General features: G+C 70.3%; 21 protein-coding genes. 14 read left to right on the top strand and 7 right to left on the bottom strand.

From position 1 onward, the window contains the following. The 14 genes from ACSQ4M_RS13475 (at position 1) to ACSQ4M_RS13410 (ending at position 14,317) form a co-directional block, all read left to right on the top strand. Entirely contained in the window at positions 1-870 is an 870-nt protein-coding gene (locus ACSQ4M_RS13475) for an aldo/keto reductase (protein WP_436190022.1), read from the top strand. Then, a complete protein-coding gene (locus tag ACSQ4M_RS13470) occupies positions 867-1,622 on the top strand; it encodes a cytidylyltransferase domain-containing protein (RefSeq protein WP_436190021.1) in 756 nt (251 codons plus the stop codon). Before ACSQ4M_RS13475 ends, ACSQ4M_RS13470 begins: the two co-directional genes overlap by 4 nt. Beyond that, positions 1,619-2,290: a class I SAM-dependent methyltransferase gene (locus ACSQ4M_RS13465; RefSeq protein ID WP_436190020.1), complete on the top strand. Its 672-nt coding sequence runs from the start codon at positions 1,619-1,621 to the stop codon at positions 2,288-2,290. The genes ACSQ4M_RS13470 and ACSQ4M_RS13465 overlap by 4 nt, the downstream gene beginning before the upstream one ends. Next, positions 2,287-3,573, top strand: a complete 1,287-nt coding sequence (locus ACSQ4M_RS13460) for an aminotransferase class III-fold pyridoxal phosphate-dependent enzyme (protein ID WP_436190019.1) — start codon at positions 2,287-2,289, stop codon at positions 3,571-3,573. The genes ACSQ4M_RS13465 and ACSQ4M_RS13460 overlap by 4 nt, the downstream gene beginning before the upstream one ends. Before the next feature lie 5 nt (positions 3,574-3,578). After that, the gene (gene pseG, locus ACSQ4M_RS13455; RefSeq protein ID WP_436190018.1) at positions 3,579-5,069 is read left to right on the top strand and encodes a UDP-2,4-diacetamido-2,4,6-trideoxy-beta-L-altropyranose hydrolase; all 1,491 of its coding nucleotides are present in this window, start codon (positions 3,579-3,581) and stop codon (positions 5,067-5,069) included. Continuing rightward, positions 5,066-6,109, top strand: a complete 1,044-nt coding sequence (gene pseI / locus ACSQ4M_RS13450; RefSeq protein ID WP_436190017.1) for a pseudaminic acid synthase — start codon at positions 5,066-5,068, stop codon at positions 6,107-6,109. The genes pseG and pseI overlap by 4 nt, the downstream gene beginning before the upstream one ends. Then, on the top strand, positions 6,106-7,323 hold the full coding sequence (locus ACSQ4M_RS13445) for a hypothetical protein (protein WP_436190016.1): 1,218 nt from the start codon (positions 6,106-6,108) through the stop codon (positions 7,321-7,323). Before pseI ends, ACSQ4M_RS13445 begins: the two co-directional genes overlap by 4 nt. Further along, positions 7,320-8,516, top strand: a complete 1,197-nt coding sequence (locus ACSQ4M_RS13440) for a hypothetical protein (RefSeq protein ID WP_436190015.1) — start codon at positions 7,320-7,322, stop codon at positions 8,514-8,516. Before ACSQ4M_RS13445 ends, ACSQ4M_RS13440 begins: the two co-directional genes overlap by 4 nt. Beyond that, the gene (locus tag ACSQ4M_RS13435; protein ID WP_436190014.1) at positions 8,513-9,415 is read left to right on the top strand and encodes a glycosyltransferase; all 903 of its coding nucleotides are present in this window, start codon (positions 8,513-8,515) and stop codon (positions 9,413-9,415) included. Before ACSQ4M_RS13440 ends, ACSQ4M_RS13435 begins: the two co-directional genes overlap by 4 nt. Then, positions 9,412-10,326, top strand: coding sequence for an NAD-dependent epimerase/dehydratase family protein (locus tag ACSQ4M_RS13430; protein WP_436190013.1), 915 nt, complete (start codon positions 9,412-9,414; stop codon positions 10,324-10,326). The genes ACSQ4M_RS13435 and ACSQ4M_RS13430 overlap by 4 nt, the downstream gene beginning before the upstream one ends. After that, positions 10,323-10,883 (top strand): sugar transferase, encoded by a 561-nt coding sequence (locus ACSQ4M_RS13425; protein ID WP_436190012.1) that lies wholly within the window; start codon positions 10,323-10,325, stop codon positions 10,881-10,883. The genes ACSQ4M_RS13430 and ACSQ4M_RS13425 overlap by 4 nt, the downstream gene beginning before the upstream one ends. Positions 10,884-10,945: 62 nt before the next feature. Beyond that, positions 10,946-12,475: a lysine--tRNA ligase gene (lysS, locus tag ACSQ4M_RS13420; RefSeq protein ID WP_436190011.1), complete on the top strand. Its 1,530-nt coding sequence runs from the start codon at positions 10,946-10,948 to the stop codon at positions 12,473-12,475. 1 nt (position 12,476) lies between these two features. Further along, on the top strand, positions 12,477-13,052 hold the full coding sequence (locus ACSQ4M_RS13415; protein WP_436190010.1) for a mechanosensitive ion channel family protein: 576 nt from the start codon (positions 12,477-12,479) through the stop codon (positions 13,050-13,052). After that, positions 13,049-14,317 (top strand): Hsp70 family protein, encoded by a 1,269-nt coding sequence (locus ACSQ4M_RS13410; RefSeq protein WP_436190009.1) that lies wholly within the window; start codon positions 13,049-13,051, stop codon positions 14,315-14,317. Before ACSQ4M_RS13415 ends, ACSQ4M_RS13410 begins: the two co-directional genes overlap by 4 nt. 7 nt (positions 14,318-14,324) lie before the next feature. Here ACSQ4M_RS13410 and nagZ read toward each other — a convergent pair whose 3' ends face one another. From nagZ to ACSQ4M_RS13375, 7 genes are read right to left on the bottom strand one after another with little or no spacing between them, the layout of a single operon-like run. Then, on the bottom strand, positions 14,325-15,404 hold the full coding sequence (gene nagZ / locus ACSQ4M_RS13405) for a beta-N-acetylhexosaminidase (protein ID WP_436190008.1): 1,080 nt from the start codon (positions 15,402-15,404) through the stop codon (positions 14,325-14,327). Positions 15,405-15,406: 2 nt separating this feature from the next. Further along, positions 15,407-15,799, bottom strand: coding sequence for a holo-ACP synthase (acpS, locus tag ACSQ4M_RS13400; RefSeq protein WP_436190007.1), 393 nt, complete (start codon positions 15,797-15,799; stop codon positions 15,407-15,409). Continuing rightward, positions 15,796-16,551 carry a pyridoxine 5'-phosphate synthase gene (locus tag ACSQ4M_RS13395; protein ID WP_436190006.1) on the bottom strand — a complete coding sequence of 252 codons (756 nt, stop codon included), beginning with the start codon at positions 16,549-16,551 and terminating at the stop codon, positions 15,796-15,798. Before ACSQ4M_RS13395 ends, acpS begins: the two co-directional genes overlap by 4 nt. After that, positions 16,548-17,297: a DNA repair protein RecO gene (gene recO, locus ACSQ4M_RS13390; RefSeq protein ID WP_436190005.1), complete on the bottom strand. Its 750-nt coding sequence runs from the start codon at positions 17,295-17,297 to the stop codon at positions 16,548-16,550. Before recO ends, ACSQ4M_RS13395 begins: the two co-directional genes overlap by 4 nt. A gap of 4 nt (positions 17,298-17,301) precedes the next feature. After that, on the bottom strand, positions 17,302-18,255 hold the full coding sequence (era, locus tag ACSQ4M_RS13385; RefSeq protein ID WP_436190004.1) for a GTPase Era: 954 nt from the start codon (positions 18,253-18,255) through the stop codon (positions 17,302-17,304). Next, the gene (gene rnc, locus ACSQ4M_RS13380; protein ID WP_436190003.1) at positions 18,252-18,935 is read right to left on the bottom strand and encodes a ribonuclease III; all 684 of its coding nucleotides are present in this window, start codon (positions 18,933-18,935) and stop codon (positions 18,252-18,254) included. Before rnc ends, era begins: the two co-directional genes overlap by 4 nt. Positions 18,936-18,944: 9 nt before the next feature. After that, positions 18,945-19,313 (bottom strand): DUF4845 domain-containing protein, encoded by a 369-nt coding sequence (locus ACSQ4M_RS13375; RefSeq protein ID WP_436190002.1) that lies wholly within the window; start codon positions 19,311-19,313, stop codon positions 18,945-18,947.

The raw sequence follows: 19,313 nt of genomic DNA, 5'->3' as shown, positions 1-19,313 counted from the left end.
ATGGAACTGGGCCTGGGCACCGTGCAGTTCGGCCTCGCCTATGGCGTGGCGGGCCGCACGGCACCCGTGCCGCAGACCGAGGTCCGCGACATCCTGGCCTGCGCGGCCGAGCGCGGCGTGCGCGTGCTCGACACGGCCCCCGCCTATGGCGACATCGAGGCACAGCTGTCGGCGCTGGCACACCTGCACGCGTTCCAGGTTGTCAGCAAGATCCAGCCCTGCCCGGCGGGCCTGGCGGGTCCGGCCCTGCAGGACTGGGCCCGCGACCAGGTAGAGCGCAGCCTGCACCGGATCGGGTCGGGCACGCTGCGCACGCTGCTGTTCCACCGCAGCGACGACCTGCTGGCACCGCAGGGCCCTGCGCTCTGGGGCGCCTGCGCGCGCGTCGCCGACCAGCATGGCATCGCACTGGGCGTGTCGTGCTACGCACCGGACACCCTGCAAGCCCTCCAGGCACGCTGGCCGATCGCGGTCGCGCAGCTGCCAGGCAACGCGCTGGACCGCCGCTTCACGCAGTTGGTGGCATCGACGCCACGTCCCACAGAAATCCACCTGCGTTCGGTGTTCCTGCAAGGCCTGCTGCTGATGGACGAAGCGCACGCCTGTGCCCGGCTGCCCGCCGCGGCGGCCGCGCTGCGCCGCTGGCACGCTTGGTGCCGGGCCCGGGGCACCGCACCGCTGGAAGCGGCGCTCGGCAGCGTCAAGGCCACCCGTGCAGCCTCGGTTTGCCTGGTCGGCGCCGACAGCCTGGCGCAGTTCCAGGCCATCCTGGACGCCTGGGACCGCGCCGCGCCGCTGCACGCCGCCGACCTGCAGGAATCCGACCTCCGGGTCATCGATCCCCGCACCTGGACACAGGCCGCCCCATGACACGCACCGTCGCATTGATCCAGGCCCGCATGTCCAGCACCCGCCTTCCCGGCAAGGCGCTGGCGGACCTCGCGGGCCAGCCCCTGCTCGTCTACATGGTGCACCGGGCGCGCCGTGCGCAGTTGCTCGACGAGGTCGTCGTCGTGACCAGCACGGATGCCAGCGACGACCCGATCGCCGCCGTATTGGCGCAGACCGGCCTGCCCGTGTACCGCGGCGACCTGCACGACGTGCTGCAACGCTATGCCACGGCCGCCGCCGCCAGCCAGGCCGACGAGATCGTCCGGCTGACCGGCGACTGTCCGCTGATCGACCCGCAGCTCATCGATGAGGTGGTAGCGGCCCGGCGCAGCGCCGGCGCCGACTACGCGACCAACACCGCGCCGCCCAGCTTTCCGGACGGACTGGATGTGGAGTGCTTCACGCGCGCCACTCTCGACCGGGCCGCCCGGCATGCAGCGCTGCCCTCCGAGCGCGAACATGTCACGCCCTGGATGCGCAGCGCAGACAACGGCTGCGTGCACGCCAACGTGCAGGCCATCGCCGACTTCTCCGGCCTGCGCCTGACCGTGGACTACGCTGACGACCTCGACGTGGTGCGCGAGCTTGTGGCTACGCTCGGCCGGCCGCACTTCGACCTGTACGACATGCTGCGCGCCATCGCCCAGGCGCCCGACCGCCTGCAACGCAACGCGCACGCGCGCAACGAGGGGTTGGCCAAGAGCCTGGCCCAGGAAGGAGGCCAGGCATGACGGCACTGCCGCAGAAATCCGCCTTCCTCGGCGGCGAGGGCGACGCATGGCTGGCCCGCAACCGCGCGGCCCTGGCGCAGCACAGTACCCAGCGCGAGGCCGTGGTGCAACGGGTGGCGCGGCAGCTGGCGCCCGACCATCCGACCACGGTGCTGGAGATCGGCTGCGCCCAAGGCGCCAACCTGGAGCTACTGGGCCGCCTGCGTCCGATCCAGGCCCATGGCGTGGACCCCTCGGCCGCGGCCGTGGCGGCAGGCCAGGCCCGCAGTCCGGTGCTGGCGCTGCAGGTGGCCACGGCCGATGCCCTGCCCTACGGCGATGCCAGCTTCGATGTGGTCTGGTTCGGCTTCTGCCTGTACCTCGTCGACCGCCCGCTGCTGCAGCGTGTGGTGGCCGAAGCCGACCGCGTGCTGCGCGACGGCGGGCTGCTGGCCATCCTCGACTTCGACCCCGCGGTGCCGTGCCGGCGAGCCTACCACCACCGTCCGGGCCTGCACTCCTACAAGATGGACCATGCCCGGCTGTTCCTTGCCAACCCGGCGTATGTGCTGGTCGAGAAGCTGTCCCTGCAGCACGACAGCGAGGGCTGGGCGGCCGGTCCCCAAGAACGCGTGGCACTCAGCCTGTGTCGCAAATCCCTGGAGCAGGCCTACGGCCTGACTGCATGAAATCCTTCCAAGCCTCGATGGACTACCTGGCGCGCGCCGAGCGCGTGATCCCGCTCGGCAGCCAGACCTTCAGCAAGAGCCGCACGCAGTATCCCTACGGCGCCTCTCCCTACTTCATCGACCGCGGTGAAGGCGCGCGGGTCTGGGACATGGACGGCAACTGCTACACCGACTTCGTCAGTAGCCTGGCCTCCATCACGCTGGGCTACAACGATCCGGACGTGACGCAGGCCGTGCGCGCGCAACTGGACGACGGCGTGATCTTCTCGCTACCGCACCGGCTCGAGGCCGAGGTCGCCGAGCTGATCTGCGAGATGGTGCCTTGCGCCGAGATGGTGCGCTTCGGCAAGAACGGCTCGGACGCCACCGCCGGCGCCGTGCGGCTCGCACGCGCCGCCACCGGCCGCGAGCATGTCGCGGTCTGCGGCTACCACGGCTGGCAGGACTGGTACATCGGCAGCACCGCGCGGCACCAGGGCGTGCCGCAAGCCGTGCGCGACCTGACCCATGTGTTCGCCTACAACGACCTGAACTCGCTGCGCGCCGTGCTGCAGGCCCATCACGGGCAGTTCGCGGCCGTCGTGCTCGAGCCCATGAACGTCGCGTTCCCCGAGGCCGGTTTCCTGCAGGGCGTGCAAGCACTCGCGCAGCAGCACGGCGCGCTGCTGGTGTTCGACGAGACGATCACGGGATTTCGCTTCGCCAATGGCGGCGCCCAGGCCCTGTTCGGCGTCACGCCTGACCTCGCGACCTTCGGCAAGGGCCTGGCCAACGGCTATCCGGTCTCGGCAGTGGCCGGCCGCCGCGACCTCATGCGGCTCATGGAGGAGATCTTCTTCTCGTTCACCTTCGGCGGCGAGACCCTGTCGCTGGCGGCGGCCAGGGCCACGCTGACAAAGCTGCAGCGCGAGCCCGTCACGGCCACGCTGGCCAGCCGTGGCCAGCGGCTCATCGACGGCGCAGCCAGCCTGCTCCAGGCCCACGGCCTGCAGGACATCTTCTCGGTCAGCGGCCACCCCAGCTGGAGCTTTCTGAACATCCGCGATGCGCGTGGCGCGACCGCGTTCGACATCAAGACCCTGTGGATGCAGGAGATGCACCAGCAGGGCTTCCTGTCCGTGGGCACACACAACATGAGCTACGCGCACTCCGACGCCGACGTGGACGCCCTGCTGCGCGCCTACGACAGCGTGCTGCCGGAGATCGGCCGCACGCTGGATGCCCAGGGACTGCAAGCCGCGCTGCGCTGCACGCCGCTGGTGCCGCTGTTCAAGCTGCGCTGAACGCCATGCAGGTCGCCGTGCGCGCCGATGCCAGCGCCGCCATGGGGCTGGGGCACCTGCAGCGCTGCCTGTCACTGGCGCTGGCGCTGCGTTCGGCCGGCGCCGAGGTGGTCTTCGTCAGCCGCGACCTGGGGCTGGATCTCGCAGCACAGCTGCGCGGCCTGGCCCTCGTTCTGCTGCCGGCGGACGGTGGCCCGCACGTGCCGTGGGAGCAAGATGCGCAGCAGACTGTGGCAGCGCTGGCGGCCGCCCCGCCGGCCTGGATCGTGGTGGACCACTACGCGCTGGACGCGCGCTGGCATGCCGCCGTCGCCGCTGCGCTGCACGCCGAGGTGGCCGTGGTCGACGACCTCGCGGACCGGCCGCTGCAGGCCGGGTTGCTGGTCGACCACAACCTCGCCGCCCCCGACCACCGGCACAAGTACGGCCGCTGCATCGCACCCACCACGCCCATCCTCGGCGGCCCGCGCTACGCCTTGCTGGCGCCGGCCTATGCCGCCGCGCCCCGGCACCGCTTCCAGGCCAGGGTGCGCAGCATCGGCGTGTTCATGGGCGGCACCGACGGCGCCGACGCCAGCACGCTCGTGCTGCGCGCGCTGCGCGAGCACGCCGGCTTCGCGGGGCCGGTGGAGATCGCCACAACCTCGGCCAACCCGCACCGCGCGGCGCTGGCCCGCCTGGCTGGCCAATGGCCCAATACCACGCTGCTGCTGGACCAGCCCGATCTAGCGAGCTTCTTCGCGCGCCACGACCTGCAGATCGGTGCCGGCGGCGGGGCCTTGTGGGAACGCTGCTGCATCGGCGCGCCCACGCTGGCACTGGCCGTGGCGCCGAACCAGCAACACAGCATCCCACTGCTCGGCGCCAGCGGGGCGGTGGCCACGCTGCCGCCCGGCGCGCCGCTGGCGATCGACACCGTCGGCGCGGCCGTGGCCCGGCTCATCGCCGATGCAGCAGGCCGGCAGCGCCTGCACGAGCGCAGCCTAGAATGGGTCGACGGGCGCGGTGCGCAGCGCGTGGCGCTGCGGCTGCTGGCCGCACAGGTCGGCGTGCGGCCGGTGCGGCTTGCCGACCGGGACCTGCTGCTGCGCTGGCGCAACCACGCCGTCGTGCGCGCGGCATCGCGCAATGGCGCGCCGATCGCACCGGCCGCTCACGCCGCCTGGCTGGACCGCGTGCTGGCCGACCCCAGCCGCAGCCTGTGGGTCGGACAAGTAGGTGCCATCCCGGTCGGCAGCGTGCGTTTCGACCGGCTCGACGACAGGCGTGCCGAGGTCTCGATCCACCTCGACCCCGAGTTGCTGGGCCTGGGACTGGGCGGCCCGCTGCTGGCCGCCGCTGAAACACAATACCGGACCATGCAGCCCTCCTCCACCACCCTGTACGCCGAGGTTCTGGCCGGCAACACAGCTTCCGCCCGCCTGTTCGAAGCCGCGGGCTACGCGCCGGCCGGCAAGGGCTGGACCAAGCCGCTGCAGCCGGGAGCCGCAGCATGAAGATCGCCGGACGCGCCATCGGCCTGGCCGAGCGACCCTACCTGATCGCCGAGATGTCGGGCAACCACAACCGCTCGCTGGAGCGCGCGTTGGCCATCGTCGACGCCGCCGCGCAGGCCGGTGCCGATGCGGTCAAGCTGCAGACCTACACCGCCGACACGATGACGCTGAACGTGCGCGGCCCGGGCTTCGTCATCGAGGACGCCGACAGCCCCTGGGCCGGCCGCCAGCTGTACGAACTCTACGAAGAGGCGCACACGCCCTGGAAGTGGCATGGGCCGATCATGGCGCGCGCCGCCGCGCACGGGCTGCATTGCTTCAGCTCGCCGTTCGACACCACCGCGGTGGACTTCCTCGAATCGCTGGACGTGCCCGCCTACAAGATCGCCTCGTTCGAGAACACGGACCTGCCTCTGATCCGCAAGGTCGCGGCCACCGGCAAGCCCATGATCATCTCGACCGGCATGGCGACGCTGGCCGAGATCGACGAGGCCGTGCGCACTGCGCTGGCCGCCGGCTGCCCGGAACTGGTGCTACTTAAGTGCACGAGCACCTACCCGGCCACGCCGCAGAACACCCACCTGCGCACCATCCCGCACCTGCGCCAAGCCTTCGATTGCGAGGTCGGGCTGTCCGACCACACCATGGGCTGCGGCGCAGCCGTCGCCGCCGTGGCCCTGGGGGCCACGGTGGTCGAGAAGCACTTCACGCTGCGCCGCGCAGACGGCGGCGTCGATGCCAGCTTCTCTCTCGAGCCCGAGGAGTTCCGCCAGTTGCGCACCGAGACCGAACGCGCTTGGCAGGCGCTGGGCGAGGTGATGTACGGCGGCACCGCGGCGGAAGAGAAGTCCAGACGCTTTCGCCGCACGCTCTACATCGGCCGCGACATGCAGGCCGGCGAAACGCTGGCCGCGGCCGACCTGCGCATCGTGCGGCCCGGCGACGGCCTGGCGCCCAAGCACTTCGACGCGGTGCTAGGCCGCCGCATCGGCCGGGCCGCCCCGGCCGGCACCCCAGTGACTTGGGACCTGCTCTCGTGAGCCTTGGCCTGCTGGGCGACATGGTGCTGCGCGGCCTGACCATCACGGTCCGGGCGGCCTTCACCTTCTACCTGGCCAAGGTGATGCCGCTGGACGAATTCGGCACCTACGCCTACATCGCAGCCGCCAGCGCCTTCCTGGTCTACTTGGGCGGCGCAGACTTCTACGCCTATGCGCACCGCGAGTACTTGGCCGCCCGCTGCACGCTGGCCGCCACCGTCCGCGCGCAGGGGCTGTTGCTGGCCGCGTCGCTGCCTCTGGCGCTGCTGGTCGGCAGTCTGGCGTCGGCGCACACGCTTGCACCCTGGCTCGTGCTTTGGCTGCTGGCCATCGTGGCTGGCGAAACCATCTCCGCCGAACTGGTGCGCGTGCTGATCGTCTGCGGACGGCCGAGCTCGGCCAACGCGGTCCTGTTCCTGAAGTCGGCGGCCTGGATGCTGCCCTGGGCCGCAAACGTCCATGCCAGCGCGGATGTGCACCTGGCCGGAGTGTGCCAAGCATGGACCGCTGGCCTGGGCGCGGCCGTGGCGTTCGGCTGCTGGCGGGTGCCGGTCACGGCGCGCGCAGTAGCAACCAGCCAGGCACCCGCCGCTTACTTCCGCAAGGCCTGGGCGCTGCTACCACGGCTGCTGCTGGGCACGCTGGCGCTGCGCGCCCTGTTCTCTCTGGACCGCACGGCCATGGAGCAGATCTTTGGCGTGGCGATGACCGGGATCTACGGCTTCTATGTGGCCGTGGCCGCCGCCTATCTGGCCATGCTGGATGCGGGCATCCTCGCGCGGCTGTCGCCGCGCCTGATCAGCGCGGCCGCCACCGCGTCGGCCGACCCAGCCCCCGTGCTGCGTTCCATGCGGCGCTGGGCGCTCGGCATGGGGCTGGCCGCGCTGGCCGCCTACGCACTGCTGATCGACGCGGTCATCGCCTTCATCGACAAGCCCGTGCTGGGCGAGCACAAGCTGTTCGGCTACCTGCTGCTCGTGGCCTACACCGTGTCGGCGAGCACGACCGGGGCGGCCAACATCCTGTACGGCCGCAGCCAGGACGGGCTGGTCTGCCTGATCCACCTGGCGGGCTTGCTGCCCTTCGCAGCAGGGGTGTTGCTGGCATGGCAGCTCCAAGAGCCCAATTGGCTTGCTGCCGGCGTGCTGGGTGGACTGCTGCTGCTCGGCGTGCTGAAGACACGCGCAGCCTCGCCCATGGTGCCTGCCGCATGAGCGATGTGTTCTCCTACGCCCGGCAGCGTGAACCTGGCCAGGCCGGCGTCCTGTTTTTCCGCTTCGCGCGTGCGCTGTACCTGCGGCGCGCGCTGGCACTGGCGCTGGCACTGCCGTTCGACCTGGCCTGGCTGGCCGTCGACGCCTGCGCTGGCCGCATCCGCGGCGCGCGCCCCCAGCGCCTGCTGTTCCTGACCACTCCGCCAGCCGCCTGGATCGCCAGGCTGCCCAGCTGCGGCGCCGCCTGGGTCGGTGCGCCGCATTTGCTGCTGTCGGCGCTGCGGCATGGCGGCGTGTACGTGCCGGCATCGCCTCTGTACCTGCTGCTGACTGCCGCGCTGTTCCTGCCGGCCGCTTGGCAACAGCGTGTCGGCCAGGTGGCCGTGCGCCTGTTCGCGGCCCAGCTGCGGCTGGCCGGCATCTGCACGGGTACGCTGGTCCACCATTCGGACGCGCTGCCGCTGGGCCGGGCCGTGGTGCTGGCCGCGCAGCGCCTGGGCCTCACGACGGTGTGCCTGCAGCACGGCATCTTCCACATCAGCAGCGCGATCGCCGAGCGCGATGGCAGCCTGTCCAACATCAACGTGGTCCGCTCCCAACTGGATGCCGCACTGATCGCGCAGAGCGCTGCGGCCACGCGCTTCCTCGTGGAGCCCGATTTCTTCATTCCGCGCGTGGCAGCGGACGGGCCCGCGCCAGCCGGCATGCGCATCACACTGCTGGGCGAGGGCTGGCACCAGTGCAATACAGCGTTCGGCGCACGCTACCTCGACCGCCTGCGCAGCCTGGAGGCCCAGCTGCTCGCGGCGCAGGCCGAGGTGGTGTTCCGCCCCCATCCCTGCGAGCGGACACTGGCGCACGGTTTCGGCTTCACCCAACTCGACACCGGGCCGCTCGATGCCTGCCTGCAGCGCTCGGCGCTCGTGGTCGGCTACTCGTCGACGGTGCTGCATGAGGCCGCCAGCGTCGGTGTGACATCCGCGCAGATCGATGTCGATGGCGTCTTTAATGCATCGATGGATCGGGACGGCGTGGCCGTGGTCAAGGCCGCTAGCGCCGCCGACCTGCTGGCGCTGGCGACGGTGGCCCCCGCGCCGCGCCCCACCGCAGCACAGCTGCTGAAGCGCCAGTCCGCCGCGGCGCTGCGCATCCTCGACACCATCCTCGGCCCCACGCGGTCAGTCGCCACATGAGCACGCTGCCCCGCGTGCTCGTCCTGCTGGCCACCCACAACGGCGGCCCCTGGCTGGGCCAGCAGCTCGACAGCCTGGCCGCGCAACGCGATGTCAACTTGCGGGTGCTGGTCAGCGACGACTGCTCCACCGACGGCACGCTGGCGGCGCTGGAGCAGTGGTGCGCGGAGCAACCGGCCGAGCTGGTCAGCAGCGGACGGCGCTTTGGCTCGGCCGCTGCGAACTTCTTCCATCTGCTGTCGTTGGTGCCGGACCATCCCTGCGACTTCGTGGCTCTGGCAGACCAGGACGACGTCTGGCACCCCGACAAGCTGTGCCGCGCGGTGGAGGCCATCCGCGCACGCGGTGTCGATGCCATCTCGACGAACGTGGTGGCGTTCTGGCCGGACGGGCGCGAGCAGTTGATCCGCAAGGACCAGCCGCCCGGACCGTGGAACCACCTGTTCGAATCGGCCGGGCCCGGTTGCACCTATGTGTTGCGCTGGACACCTGCGCAGCTGCTGGCCGGCGAGATCCGGGCCAAGGCCGCGCAGCTGCCGGCCATCGGCTTCCACGACTGGCTGATCCAGGCCTGGGTGCGCAGCCGCGGCTACAGCTGGTGGACCGATCCCTGGCCCAGCCTGCGCTACCGCCAGCATGGCGGTAATGTGTTCGGCTCACGCTCGGGCTGGCAGATGTGGCACAAGCGCTGGCAGATGGTGCGCGATGGCTGGTACCGCGAGCAGGTGTTGCACATCGCCCGCTTCTGCGATGCCCAGAGCCTGCCCTGCATCGTGCGGCTGCAGCGCCTGAGCGCCATCGACCGGCTGGTCCTGGCACTGCAGGCCGGGCACATGCGGCGCGTGCTGGTCGACCGCGTGGGCGTGGCCCTGTCCTTTCTCGCGGGGGCGCGGCGATGAGCCGCCTGGTCGTCACGGGCGCGAGCGGTTTCATCGGCGCCGCCCTGGTGCAGCACCTGCGCACGCTCGGCCGCCCGTGCGCGGGCATAGGCCGGCGCGCCGGGCCTGCGGTCGACGGTGTGGTGGCGGCGTACACGACAGTGGCTCTCACTCCATGGGTGCGCGCGGGCGATGTGCTCATCCATCTGGCCGCGCGCGCGCACCGCCCGGGCCAGGCGCACGACGACGACTTCGCCGACAACCTGCGCACCACCGCCGCTCTGGTGGAGATCTGCCGCGCGCAGGGTGCGGCGCGCCTGGTGTTCGTGAGTTCGGTCGGCGTCCATGGCCAGCGCACCGTGGACGCCCCGTTCACCGAGCGGGACGCGCCGGCACCGGAGGAAGCCTACGGCCGCAGCAAGCTCGCGTGCGAGCAGTTGATCGTCGCAGCCGCCGACCTGGCGCACGTCATCGTGCGACCGCCGCTGGTCTACGGTGCCGGTGCACCGGGCAACTTCGCGCAGCTGGCACGAGCTGTGGCGCGCGGCTGGCCTTTGCCGCTGGGCGCCATCCACAACCGCCGCAGCTTCGTCGCGGTCGACAACCTCGTCGATTTCCTGACGCTGTGCGCCAAGCATCCCGCCGCCCGCAACCAGACCTTCCTGGTTGCCGATGGCGAGGACCTGTCGACCCCGCAATGGATCGCCCGCATGGCGGCCGCCGCCGGACGCCGCAGCCCGCACCTGCTGCCGGTGCCTTCCGCGTGGTTGCGCGCCGCCGGCACGCTGCTGGGCCGGCGCGCGGCGGCACAACGGCTGTGCGATTCGCTGCAGGTGGACAGCACACTGGCCCGCACCTTGCTGGGCTGGACCCCCGTCGTCGGAGTGGCCGAGGGCCTGCGGCGGGCCATGGCACCGCTGCGCACGCCATGAAGCGGCTGTTCGATCTGCTGGTGGCGGTGCCGGCGCTGGTGGTGCTCATGCCGGTCCTGCTCTCGCTCGCGCTGCTGGTCCGCCTCACCTCCCCCGGCCCCGCCCTCTACTGGTCCGACCGCGTCGGCCGCCACAACCGCATCTTCCGCATGCCCAAGTTCCGCAGCATGCGCACCGACACCCCGGCCGTCGCCACGCACCTGCTCGAACGCCCCGAGCAGTACCTGACCCCCATCGGCAGCTTCCTGCGCAAGAGCAGCCTGGACGAGCTGCCCCAGCTCTGGAGCATTCTCCTGGGCGACATGAGCTTCGTCGGCCCGCGCCCGGCCCTGTTCAACCAGCACGACCTGGTCTCACTGCGCACGCAGCACGGTGTCGATGCACTGGCGCCCGGCCTCACGGGCTGGGCGCAGATCAACGGCCGCGACGAGCTGCCGATCCCCGCCAAGGTCGCGTTCGACCACTGGTACCTGCAGCACAGCAGCCTGCGGTTGGATCTGCTGATCCTGTGGCGCACCGCGCGCAAGGTGCTGGCCCGCGACGGGGTGTCCCATTGAGCTTCTAAAATGGCGGGTTCGCCGCAGGCAGCCCGCCCGCGCGCCACCCGTTCTTTTCAGCCATGTCCGAACCCACCAGCACGCCCACCGCCACCGACGACAACCAGCTCATCGCCGAGCGGCGCGAGAAACTCAAGGCCTTGCGCGCACTGCAGGCCGAAGGCGGCGGCGTGGCCTTCCCCAACGATTTCAAGCCGCAGGACAAGGCCGCCGCGCTGCAGGCCGCGCACGAAGGCGTGGCCAACGATGCGCTCGAGCCCCAGGCCGTGCGCGCCGTGGTGGCCGGCCGCATGATGCTCAAGCGCGTCATGGGCAAAGCCTGCTTCGCCACGCTGCAGGACGCCACCGGCCGCATCCAGCTCTACATCACGCAGGACCTGGTGGGCCCGGAAACCCTGGCCGCCTTCAAGCACTGGGACCTGGGCGACATCGTCGGCTGCGAGGGAACGCTGTTCCGCACCAAGACCGGCGAACTCTCGGTCAAGGCCACCAGCGTGCGCCTGCTCACCAAGTCGCTGCGCCCGCTGCCCGACAAGTTCCACGGCATGCAGGACCAGGAGCAGAAGTACCGCCAGCGCTACGTGGACCTGATCACCGACGCCGACGCGCGTGCGCGCTTCACGGCGCGCAGCCAGGCCGTCTCGGCGATCCGCGGCTTCATGGTCGAGAACGGCTTCCTCGAGGTGGAGACACCCATGCTCCACCCGATCCCGGGCGGCGCCAACGCCAAGCCCTTCGCCACGCACCACAACGCGCTGGACCAGGAGATGTTCCTGCGCATCGCACCCGAGCTGTACCTGAAGCGCCTGGTCGTCGGCGGCTTCGACCGCGTGTTCGAGATCAACCGCAACTTCCGCAACGAAGGCATCTCGGTCCGGCACAACCCCGAGTTCACGATGATGGAGTTCTACGCGGCCTACTGGAACTACCGCGACCTGATGGACTTCACCGAGGCGCTGGTCCGCCACGCCGCGCAGACGGCCTGCGGCACGCTGGCCCTGACCTACGGTGGCAAGCCTGTCGATCTGGCCCAGCCGTTCGCACGCCTGACCATCCGCGAGGCCATCGTGGCCCACACCGAAGCCGGCGACAACGTCGACAGCACCGAGTGGCTCATCGCGGCGCTGCGCAAACTCGGCATGACGGAGGAGAAAGACCGCCTGTCCAAGCGCAGCCTGGCCAGCCTGCAGGTGCTGTACTTCGAGGAGACCGTGGAAGAGAAGCTCTGGCAGCCGACCTTCATCATGGAGCACCCGACCGAGATCTCGCCGCTGGCGCGCGCCAACGACGCGCGGCCCGAAGTGACCGAGCGCTTCGAGCTGTACATCACGGGCCGCGAGTTCGGCAACGGCTTCTCCGAGCTCAACGACGCCGAAGAACAGGCCGCGCGCTTCCAGGCGCAGGTGGCCGCCAAGGACAGCGGCGACGACGAAGCGATGTACTTCGACCACGACTTCGTGCGCGCACTCGAATACGGCATGCCCCCCACGGGGGGCTGCGGCATCGGCATCGACCGGCTCATGATGCTGCTGACGGACTCGCCCAGCATCCGCGACGTGATCCTGTTCCCCGCTTTGCGCCGCGAGGGCTGAGTTGTTGCGCTTGCGCGAGTACCTGCCCCTGTGGGCGCACGATTGGATCGACATCATCGTGCCGGGGCTGCAGATCGTCGGCATCCTGGTCGTAGCCTGGCTGCTGCAGTACCTGCTGCGCCGCCTGGTCACGCGCGTGGGCCTGCGTTACCAGCTGCCGACCGATCTCGTGGCGCCAGTGCGCAACATGCTGCGCTACCTGATCTACGGCGCGGCCTTCCTGCTCGTGATGGAGCGGCTCGGCGTCTCGGCCACGGTGCTGTGGACCGGTTTCACGGGCTTCGTGACGGTGGCCGCGGTGGCCTTCTTCGCGGCCTGGAGCGTGCTGTCCAACCTGTTTTGCGCGGTGCTGATCTTCAGCACGCGGCCGTTCCGGCTCGGTGATGTGGTGGAGCTGATCGACTCGGGCGACAAGCCTGGCATCAAGGGCCGCGTGATCGACATCCAGCTGGTCTACACCACGCTGGAGGACGTGACGGCCGAGCACGCCGGCGCGCTGCTGCAGGTGCCCAACGCGCTGTTCTTCCAGAAGTCGCTGCGCCGCTGGCGCACCGACCCGGCCACGCTGTCGCTGTGAAGACCTCTGCGCCGGCACTCGGCATCGACTTCGGCACCTCCAATTCGGCCGTGGCCTGGGTAGGCGCCAGCGGCCTGGCACAGGCCCTGGCGGTGGAAGGTGCGGCCACCACGCTGCCCACGGCCGTCTTCTACAACACCGAGGAAGGCCAACGCCACTTCGGCCGCGACGCCATGGAGCAGTACCTGGCGGGCCTGGAAGGCCGGCTCATGCGCTCGCTCAAGAGCGTGCTGGGCAGCGCGCTGATGCAGGAGACCACGGCCATCGGCGACCAGCTGGTGCGCTTCGAGGACGTGGTGGCGCTGTTCCTGTCCGAACTGGCCACGCGTGCAGAACGGCAGCTGGGCGCCCGGCCGCGCCGCGTGGTGCTGGGCCGGCCCGTGCATTTCGTCGACGACGACGCCGCGCGCGACCGCCAGGCCGAAAACAGCCTGCGCGCCGCCGCGCTGAGCGCGGGCTTCGAGGACATCGCCTTCCAGTTCGAACCCATCGCCGCGGCGCTGGACTACGAGCGCCGCATCGCGGGCGAGTCGCTGGTGCTGGTGGCCGACATCGGCGGCGGCACCTCGGACTTCACGGTCGTGCGACTGGCGCCCGGCCGCGCCGATGCGACCGACCGCAGCGGCGACGTGCTGGCCACGCGCGGCGTGCACATCGGCGGCACCGACTTCGACCAGCGCCTCAATCTGGCGCGCGTGATGCCGGCGCTGGGCTTCGGCCACCACGGGCCAAGCGGGCGCGAGGTGCCCAGCGCGATGTTCTTCGAGCTCTCGTCCTGGCATCTGATCCACTGGGTGTCGGGTCCGCGCGCCGTGCGCGAGGCACGTGCACTGCGCGTGAACTACAGCGACCTGCGCCTGCACGACCGGCTGCTGCACGTGGTCGGCGAAGGCCAGGGCCACCGCATCGCGGAAACCGTGGAGCGGGCCAAGATCGCCGCCTCGCTGCGCGACGCCGACACCGCGATGGCGCTGGACTGCATCGAGCCGGGGCTGGCCATCGCGCTGACACCGGCGCAGTTGGCTGAAGAGCTCGACGTGCTGCTCGCGCGCGTGGTGGCCTGCGCGCAGGATTGCGTGCGCGCTGCCGGCATCGCGCCGAACCAGCTGCATGCCGTCTACCTGACCGGCGGCTCGTCGGCGTTGCGGCCGTTCCAGGCCGCGCTGCAGGCCGGCTTCGCGGGCGTGCCGCTGGTCGAGGGTGATCTGTTCGGCGGCGTGGCCGCCGGCCTGGCCTACCAGGCGCGCACGCTGTACGGCGCCTGAAGCCTCATCAGGGCAGCTTCCAGAGCGCCTGCATGTAGGCCGGTTGTGTCATGAGCACATCCCAGTCCGTGGCCGGCGTGCGCGGCAGCAGGGCCAGCCGGCGTTGCTCGGAGGCTTCTGACGGTTGCCAGCGGCCCTCGATCTGCGCCCGGGCCAGGCCATTGATGAGTTCGTCCAGCGCCGTGCCGTCGCCCAGCGACTGGTTGCACAGCAGCGCCAGGTCGCAGCCCGCCTGCAGCGCGGCCAATGCGGCCTCGGTGTAGGACAGGGTGCGACCGTCCAGCTGGCGTGCGCCGGCCATGCTGAGGTCGTCGCTGAATACCGCACCGTCAAAGCCCAGCTGGCCACGCAGGATGTCCTGCAGCCAGCGTGGCGAAAAGCCGGCCGGGCGCGCGTCGACCTTGGTGTAGACCACGTGCGCGGGCATCACGGCCGTCAGCACGCCGTCCAGCCAGCGGTAGGGCTGGGCGTCGTCGGCCAGGATGGCCTTGAGGCTGCGGCGGTCGATGGGGGTGTCGGTGTGCGAATCGGCACGCACGAAGCCGTGGCCGGGGAAGTGCTTGCCGCAGTTGGCCATGCCGGCCTGCAGCAGGCCCTGGGTGAGCCCGCGCCCCAACATGGCGACCACGCGCGGGTCGCGCGCAAAAGCGCGGTCGCCGATCACGCCGCTGCCGCCGTGGTCCAGGTCGAGCACGGGCGTGAAGCTGAAATCCACGCCACAGGCACGCAGCTCGGCACCCAGCACATAGCCGCAGGCGGTGGCAGCGGCCATGGCGGCCATTGCGCCTTCGCCGGGCTGCTGCTCGTCGGCGCGCAGCCAGAGCTCGCCCAGCGCGCGCATGGGTGGCAGGTGCGTGAAGCCATCGCTCTTGAAACGCTGCACGCGGCCGCCTTCGTGGTCCACGCAGATCAGCAGATCGGAGCGCAGGGCGTGGATCTCGGCGCACAGCGCCGTGAGCTGGGCGCGATCCTGCCAGTTGCGCGCGAACAGGATCAACCCGCCCACGAGCGGATGGCTCAGGCGGCGGCGGTCGTCGTCGGTCAGCAGGGTGCCGGCGATGTCGAGGATCAGGGGGGCGTGTTGCATCTTCAGTTTTTTTCCACGACGACAAAGCTCGCCGCGTAGTCGGTCTCGTCGGTCAGCGTGACGTGTGCCGTCAGGCCCTGCGCCTCGAACCAGGTCTTGAGTACGCCGTGCAGCACGATGACGGGCTGGCCGCTTGGCAGGTTGGCGATCTCGCAGGTGCGCCAGGTCATAGGCATGCGCATGCCCAGGCCAATGGCCTTGCTGAAGGCCTCCTTGGCCGAGAAGCGCGTGGCCAGGTAGCGCAGGCCGCGGTCGGGCCAGCGTGCGCTGCGGCGGCGGTAGACGGCCAGTTCGGCCTCGCTGAGCACCTTCTCGGCGAAGCGCTCGCCATGGCGCTCCACGCTCTCGCGGATGCGCCGCACGTCGCAGATGTCGGTGCCCAGACCGTGGATCATGCGGCTGCTATGCAGGCCAGGTAGGCGCGCACGGCTTCGCTGTAGCCCAGTTCCAGCGCGTCGGCGACCAGCGCATGGCCGATGGAGACCTCCTGCACGGCCGGGCAGGCCGCCAGGAAGGGCGTGAGGTTGTCGCGGTTGAGGTCGTGGCCGGCGTTGACGCCCAGGCCGGCTGCGGCGGCCGCCTTGGCGGACTGGGCGAAGGCCTGCAGCACCTCCGCCTGGCGCGGGCCACCGAAGGCCGCGGCATAGGGCTCGGTGTAGAGCTCCACGCGGTCGGCTCCGACGGCACGCGCCGCGGCCATGGCGCCCGGCTCCGGGTCCATGAACAGGCTCACGCGCACGCCCAGGGCCTGGGCTTCGGCAATCAGCGGGCGCAGGCGTTCGCCGTCCTTGGCCAGGTCCCAGCCATGGTCGCTCGTGAACTGGTCTTCGCCATCGGGCACGAAGGTGCACTGCGCGGGCCGCACGGCGCGCACGAAGTCCATGAGATTCTGGAAGGGGTTGCCCTCGATGTTGTATTCGCGGTCGGGCCAGGCCTGCATCAGCGCGGCCAGTGCGTGCACGTCGTCCGCGCGGATATGGCGCGCATCGGGCCGTGGGTGCACGGTGATGCCCTGGGCGCCGGCCTGCAGGCACAGCTCGGCCGCGCGCAGCACGCTGGGAATGCCCAGGTGCCGTGTGTTGCGCACCAGCGCAACCTTGTTGACGTTGACGGACAGCGCGCAGCGCGCGGAAGGGTGGGAGGTCATAGGGCTTGCAGGTCCATCATCAGCTGCCGGGTGTGCAGCGGGGTGCCACCGCAATGGTAGTGCAGCAGGGTGCGCAGCTGCGGCTTGAGCGCGGATGCCAAGTGGGCGCCCGCGTGCAGCGTGGCCATGAAGGGCGCGACGTCCTGCATGGCCTCGTGCAGAGAAACCCATTGCGCGCCCGCCAGGCCGGCCCGGTCGTCGCCATGGCGCTCGCGCAGGCCACCTTCGGGCACCAGCGTGTACTGGGTGTCCTGCTCGAGCGGCGCCAGTGTGGCGGTCTGCAGATCCAGCGCCGGCAGCACGCCGGTCTCGCGCAGCAGCAGCAGCTCGAAGCTGCGCAGCACGGGCTGCAAGGCCTCGCCGTGCTCAGAGGCCAGCAGCGCGACCGCTTGGCCATAGGCATCGAACAGTTCGGGGTGCGCGTCCTCGCGCGCCAGCAGGCGCTGCAGCAGCTCGTTGAGGTAGTAGCCGGCCAGCAGTGCGTCACCGGTCGGCATGACGTGGCCGCCGCCCCATTCCGCGCCCTTGAGCGTGCGGATCTCGCCGTCGCCACCGAAGGCCAGGCGCAGCGCCTGCAAAGGCAGCAGCACGGGGCGAAAGCTCGAACTGGGCCGCTTGGCCCCCTTGGCCACCAGCGCCACGCGCCCATGGCGGCGCGTGAACACGTCCAGGATCAGGCTGGACTCGCTCCAGTCGTAGCGGTGCAGCACATAGGCCGGCTCGTCGAGAACCCGTCGGACGGCCACATGCTCACTCGTAACCGAACGAGCGCACGCGCGCTTCGTCGTCGGCCCAGCCCGAGCGCACCTTGACCCACAGCTCGAGGAAGACCTTGGCGTCCATGAGCTTCTCGAGCTCGACACGCGTCTCGGTGCCGATGCGCTTGATGCGCTCGCCCTTGTCGCCGATCACCATGGCCTTGTGGCCGTCGCGCTCGACCACGATGGTGGCGGCAATGCGCACCAGGCGCTTGTTCGGGCCGCGGCCGGGCTCCTCGCTGTACTGGTCGATGATGACGGTCGAGGTGTAGGGCAGCTCGTCGCCGGTCAGGCGGAACAGCTTCTCGCGCACGGTCTCGGTGACGAGGAACTTCTCGCTGCGGTCGGTCAGTTCGTCCTCGGCGTAGAACCAGGCCTGCTCGGGCAGGTACTTCTCGCAGATGCCGAACAGGCGCTCGATGTCCTTGGCGTTCTTGGCCGACATGGGCACGAACTCGGCGAACGCGTGGCGCTCCTGCATGGACTTGAGCCAGGGCGCGATCTCGGCACGCCGGTGCACGTTGTCCAGCTTGTTGGCCAGCAGCACCACGGGCGTGCCCTCCTTGAGCAGCGAGAGCACCTTGGCATCGGCCAGCGTGAAGCTGCCGGCCTCGACCACGAACAGCACCAGGTCCACATCGCCGACCGCGCCCAGCACGGTCTTGTTCAGCGAGCGGTTCAGCGCGTTGTCGTGCCGGGTCTGGAAACCCGGCGTGTCGACGAACACGAACTGCGTAGCGCCGCGCGTGCGCATGCCGGTGATGCGGTGGCGCGTGGTCTGCGCCTTGCGCGAGGTGATGCTGATCTTCTGGCCGACCAGCGCATTGAGCAGCGTGGACTTGCCCACGTTGGGCTTGCCGACGATGGCGATCAGGCCGCAGCGCTGGCCCTCGGCGCCCGGCACCGGCGGGATCTCCGGCAGGGGGGGATTGGCTTCTTCGCTCATGGCTTGCTCACTTTCAGTTTGGCCAGCATGGCGGTGGCGGCGGCCTGTTCGCCGGCACGGCGCGAACCGCCGATGCCGCGTTCGCGCAGGCCCATCTCCTCGATGGCGCACTCCACGTCGAAGGTCTGGCTGTGGGCCGCGCCCAGGATGCTGACCACGGTGTAGGCCGGCAGCTTCATCTTGCGGCCTTGCAGCCACTCCTGCAAGGCCGTTTTCGGATCCTTGCCGATGGCCTGCATCTGCGGGTTGATGGTGACCTTGGCGAACAGGCGCTGCACCAGGGCCTCGCCCGCGGCGAAACCGCCGTCCAGGTAGGTGGCGCCGATCACGGCTTCCAGCGCATCGGCCAGGATGGACGGCCGCTTGAAGCCGCCCGAGCGCGCCTCGCCCTCGCCCAGACGCAACACCGCCGCCAGGTCCAGGCCGACGGCGATGCCGTGCAGCGTGTCCTGCTTGACCAGGTTGGCACGCACGCGCGAGAGGTCGCCTTCGGGCAGGTCGGCCAGGCGTTGGTACAGCAGGCCGGAGATGGACAGGTTCAGCACCGAATCGCCCAGGAACTCCAGGCGCTCGTTGTGGTCGGCCGAAAAACTGCGATGGGTGACGGCGCGCAGCAGCAGGCGTTCGTCGGAGAAGCGGTAGTGCAGGCGCTGCTGCAGCGCCGCGAGGTCAGGATTCACGCGGAAACACTAGCGGGACCGGCCCTGGTACTTGAGCAGCAGGTAGGCCGGGCCGAAGAGCTCGATCTCCTTGTTGTAGGCGAAGGACACGACGACCTTCTCGCCTTCTTTGCTGATGTTAAGGTCCGTGCCCTTGATGGACGAGATGTCGTCCACGGCTGCGGAACGGTCGAACAGCGAACGCACTTCGGCCACGGTGGTACCCGCGGCGGCGCGGTCGGCCGCCTTGCGGATGGCCTGGTACTCCACCACGGTCGGTACGACCTTGGCGCCGACCACGAAACAGAACACCACAATGGCGCCGAGGATGACCACGCCGAAAAAGCTCAGGCCGGTCTGCCGGCCACCCAGACGCCGATGCTGCGAAAGAGTCCGCAC

Source organism: Pseudorhodoferax sp. LjRoot39 (assembly GCF_964253035.1).
In the GTDB taxonomy this organism is placed as follows: domain Bacteria; phylum Pseudomonadota; class Gammaproteobacteria; order Burkholderiales; family Burkholderiaceae_C; genus Pseudorhodoferax.
Note: the sequence above shows the minus strand (reverse complement) of the source record. Positions and strands in the feature narration are given on the sequence as shown.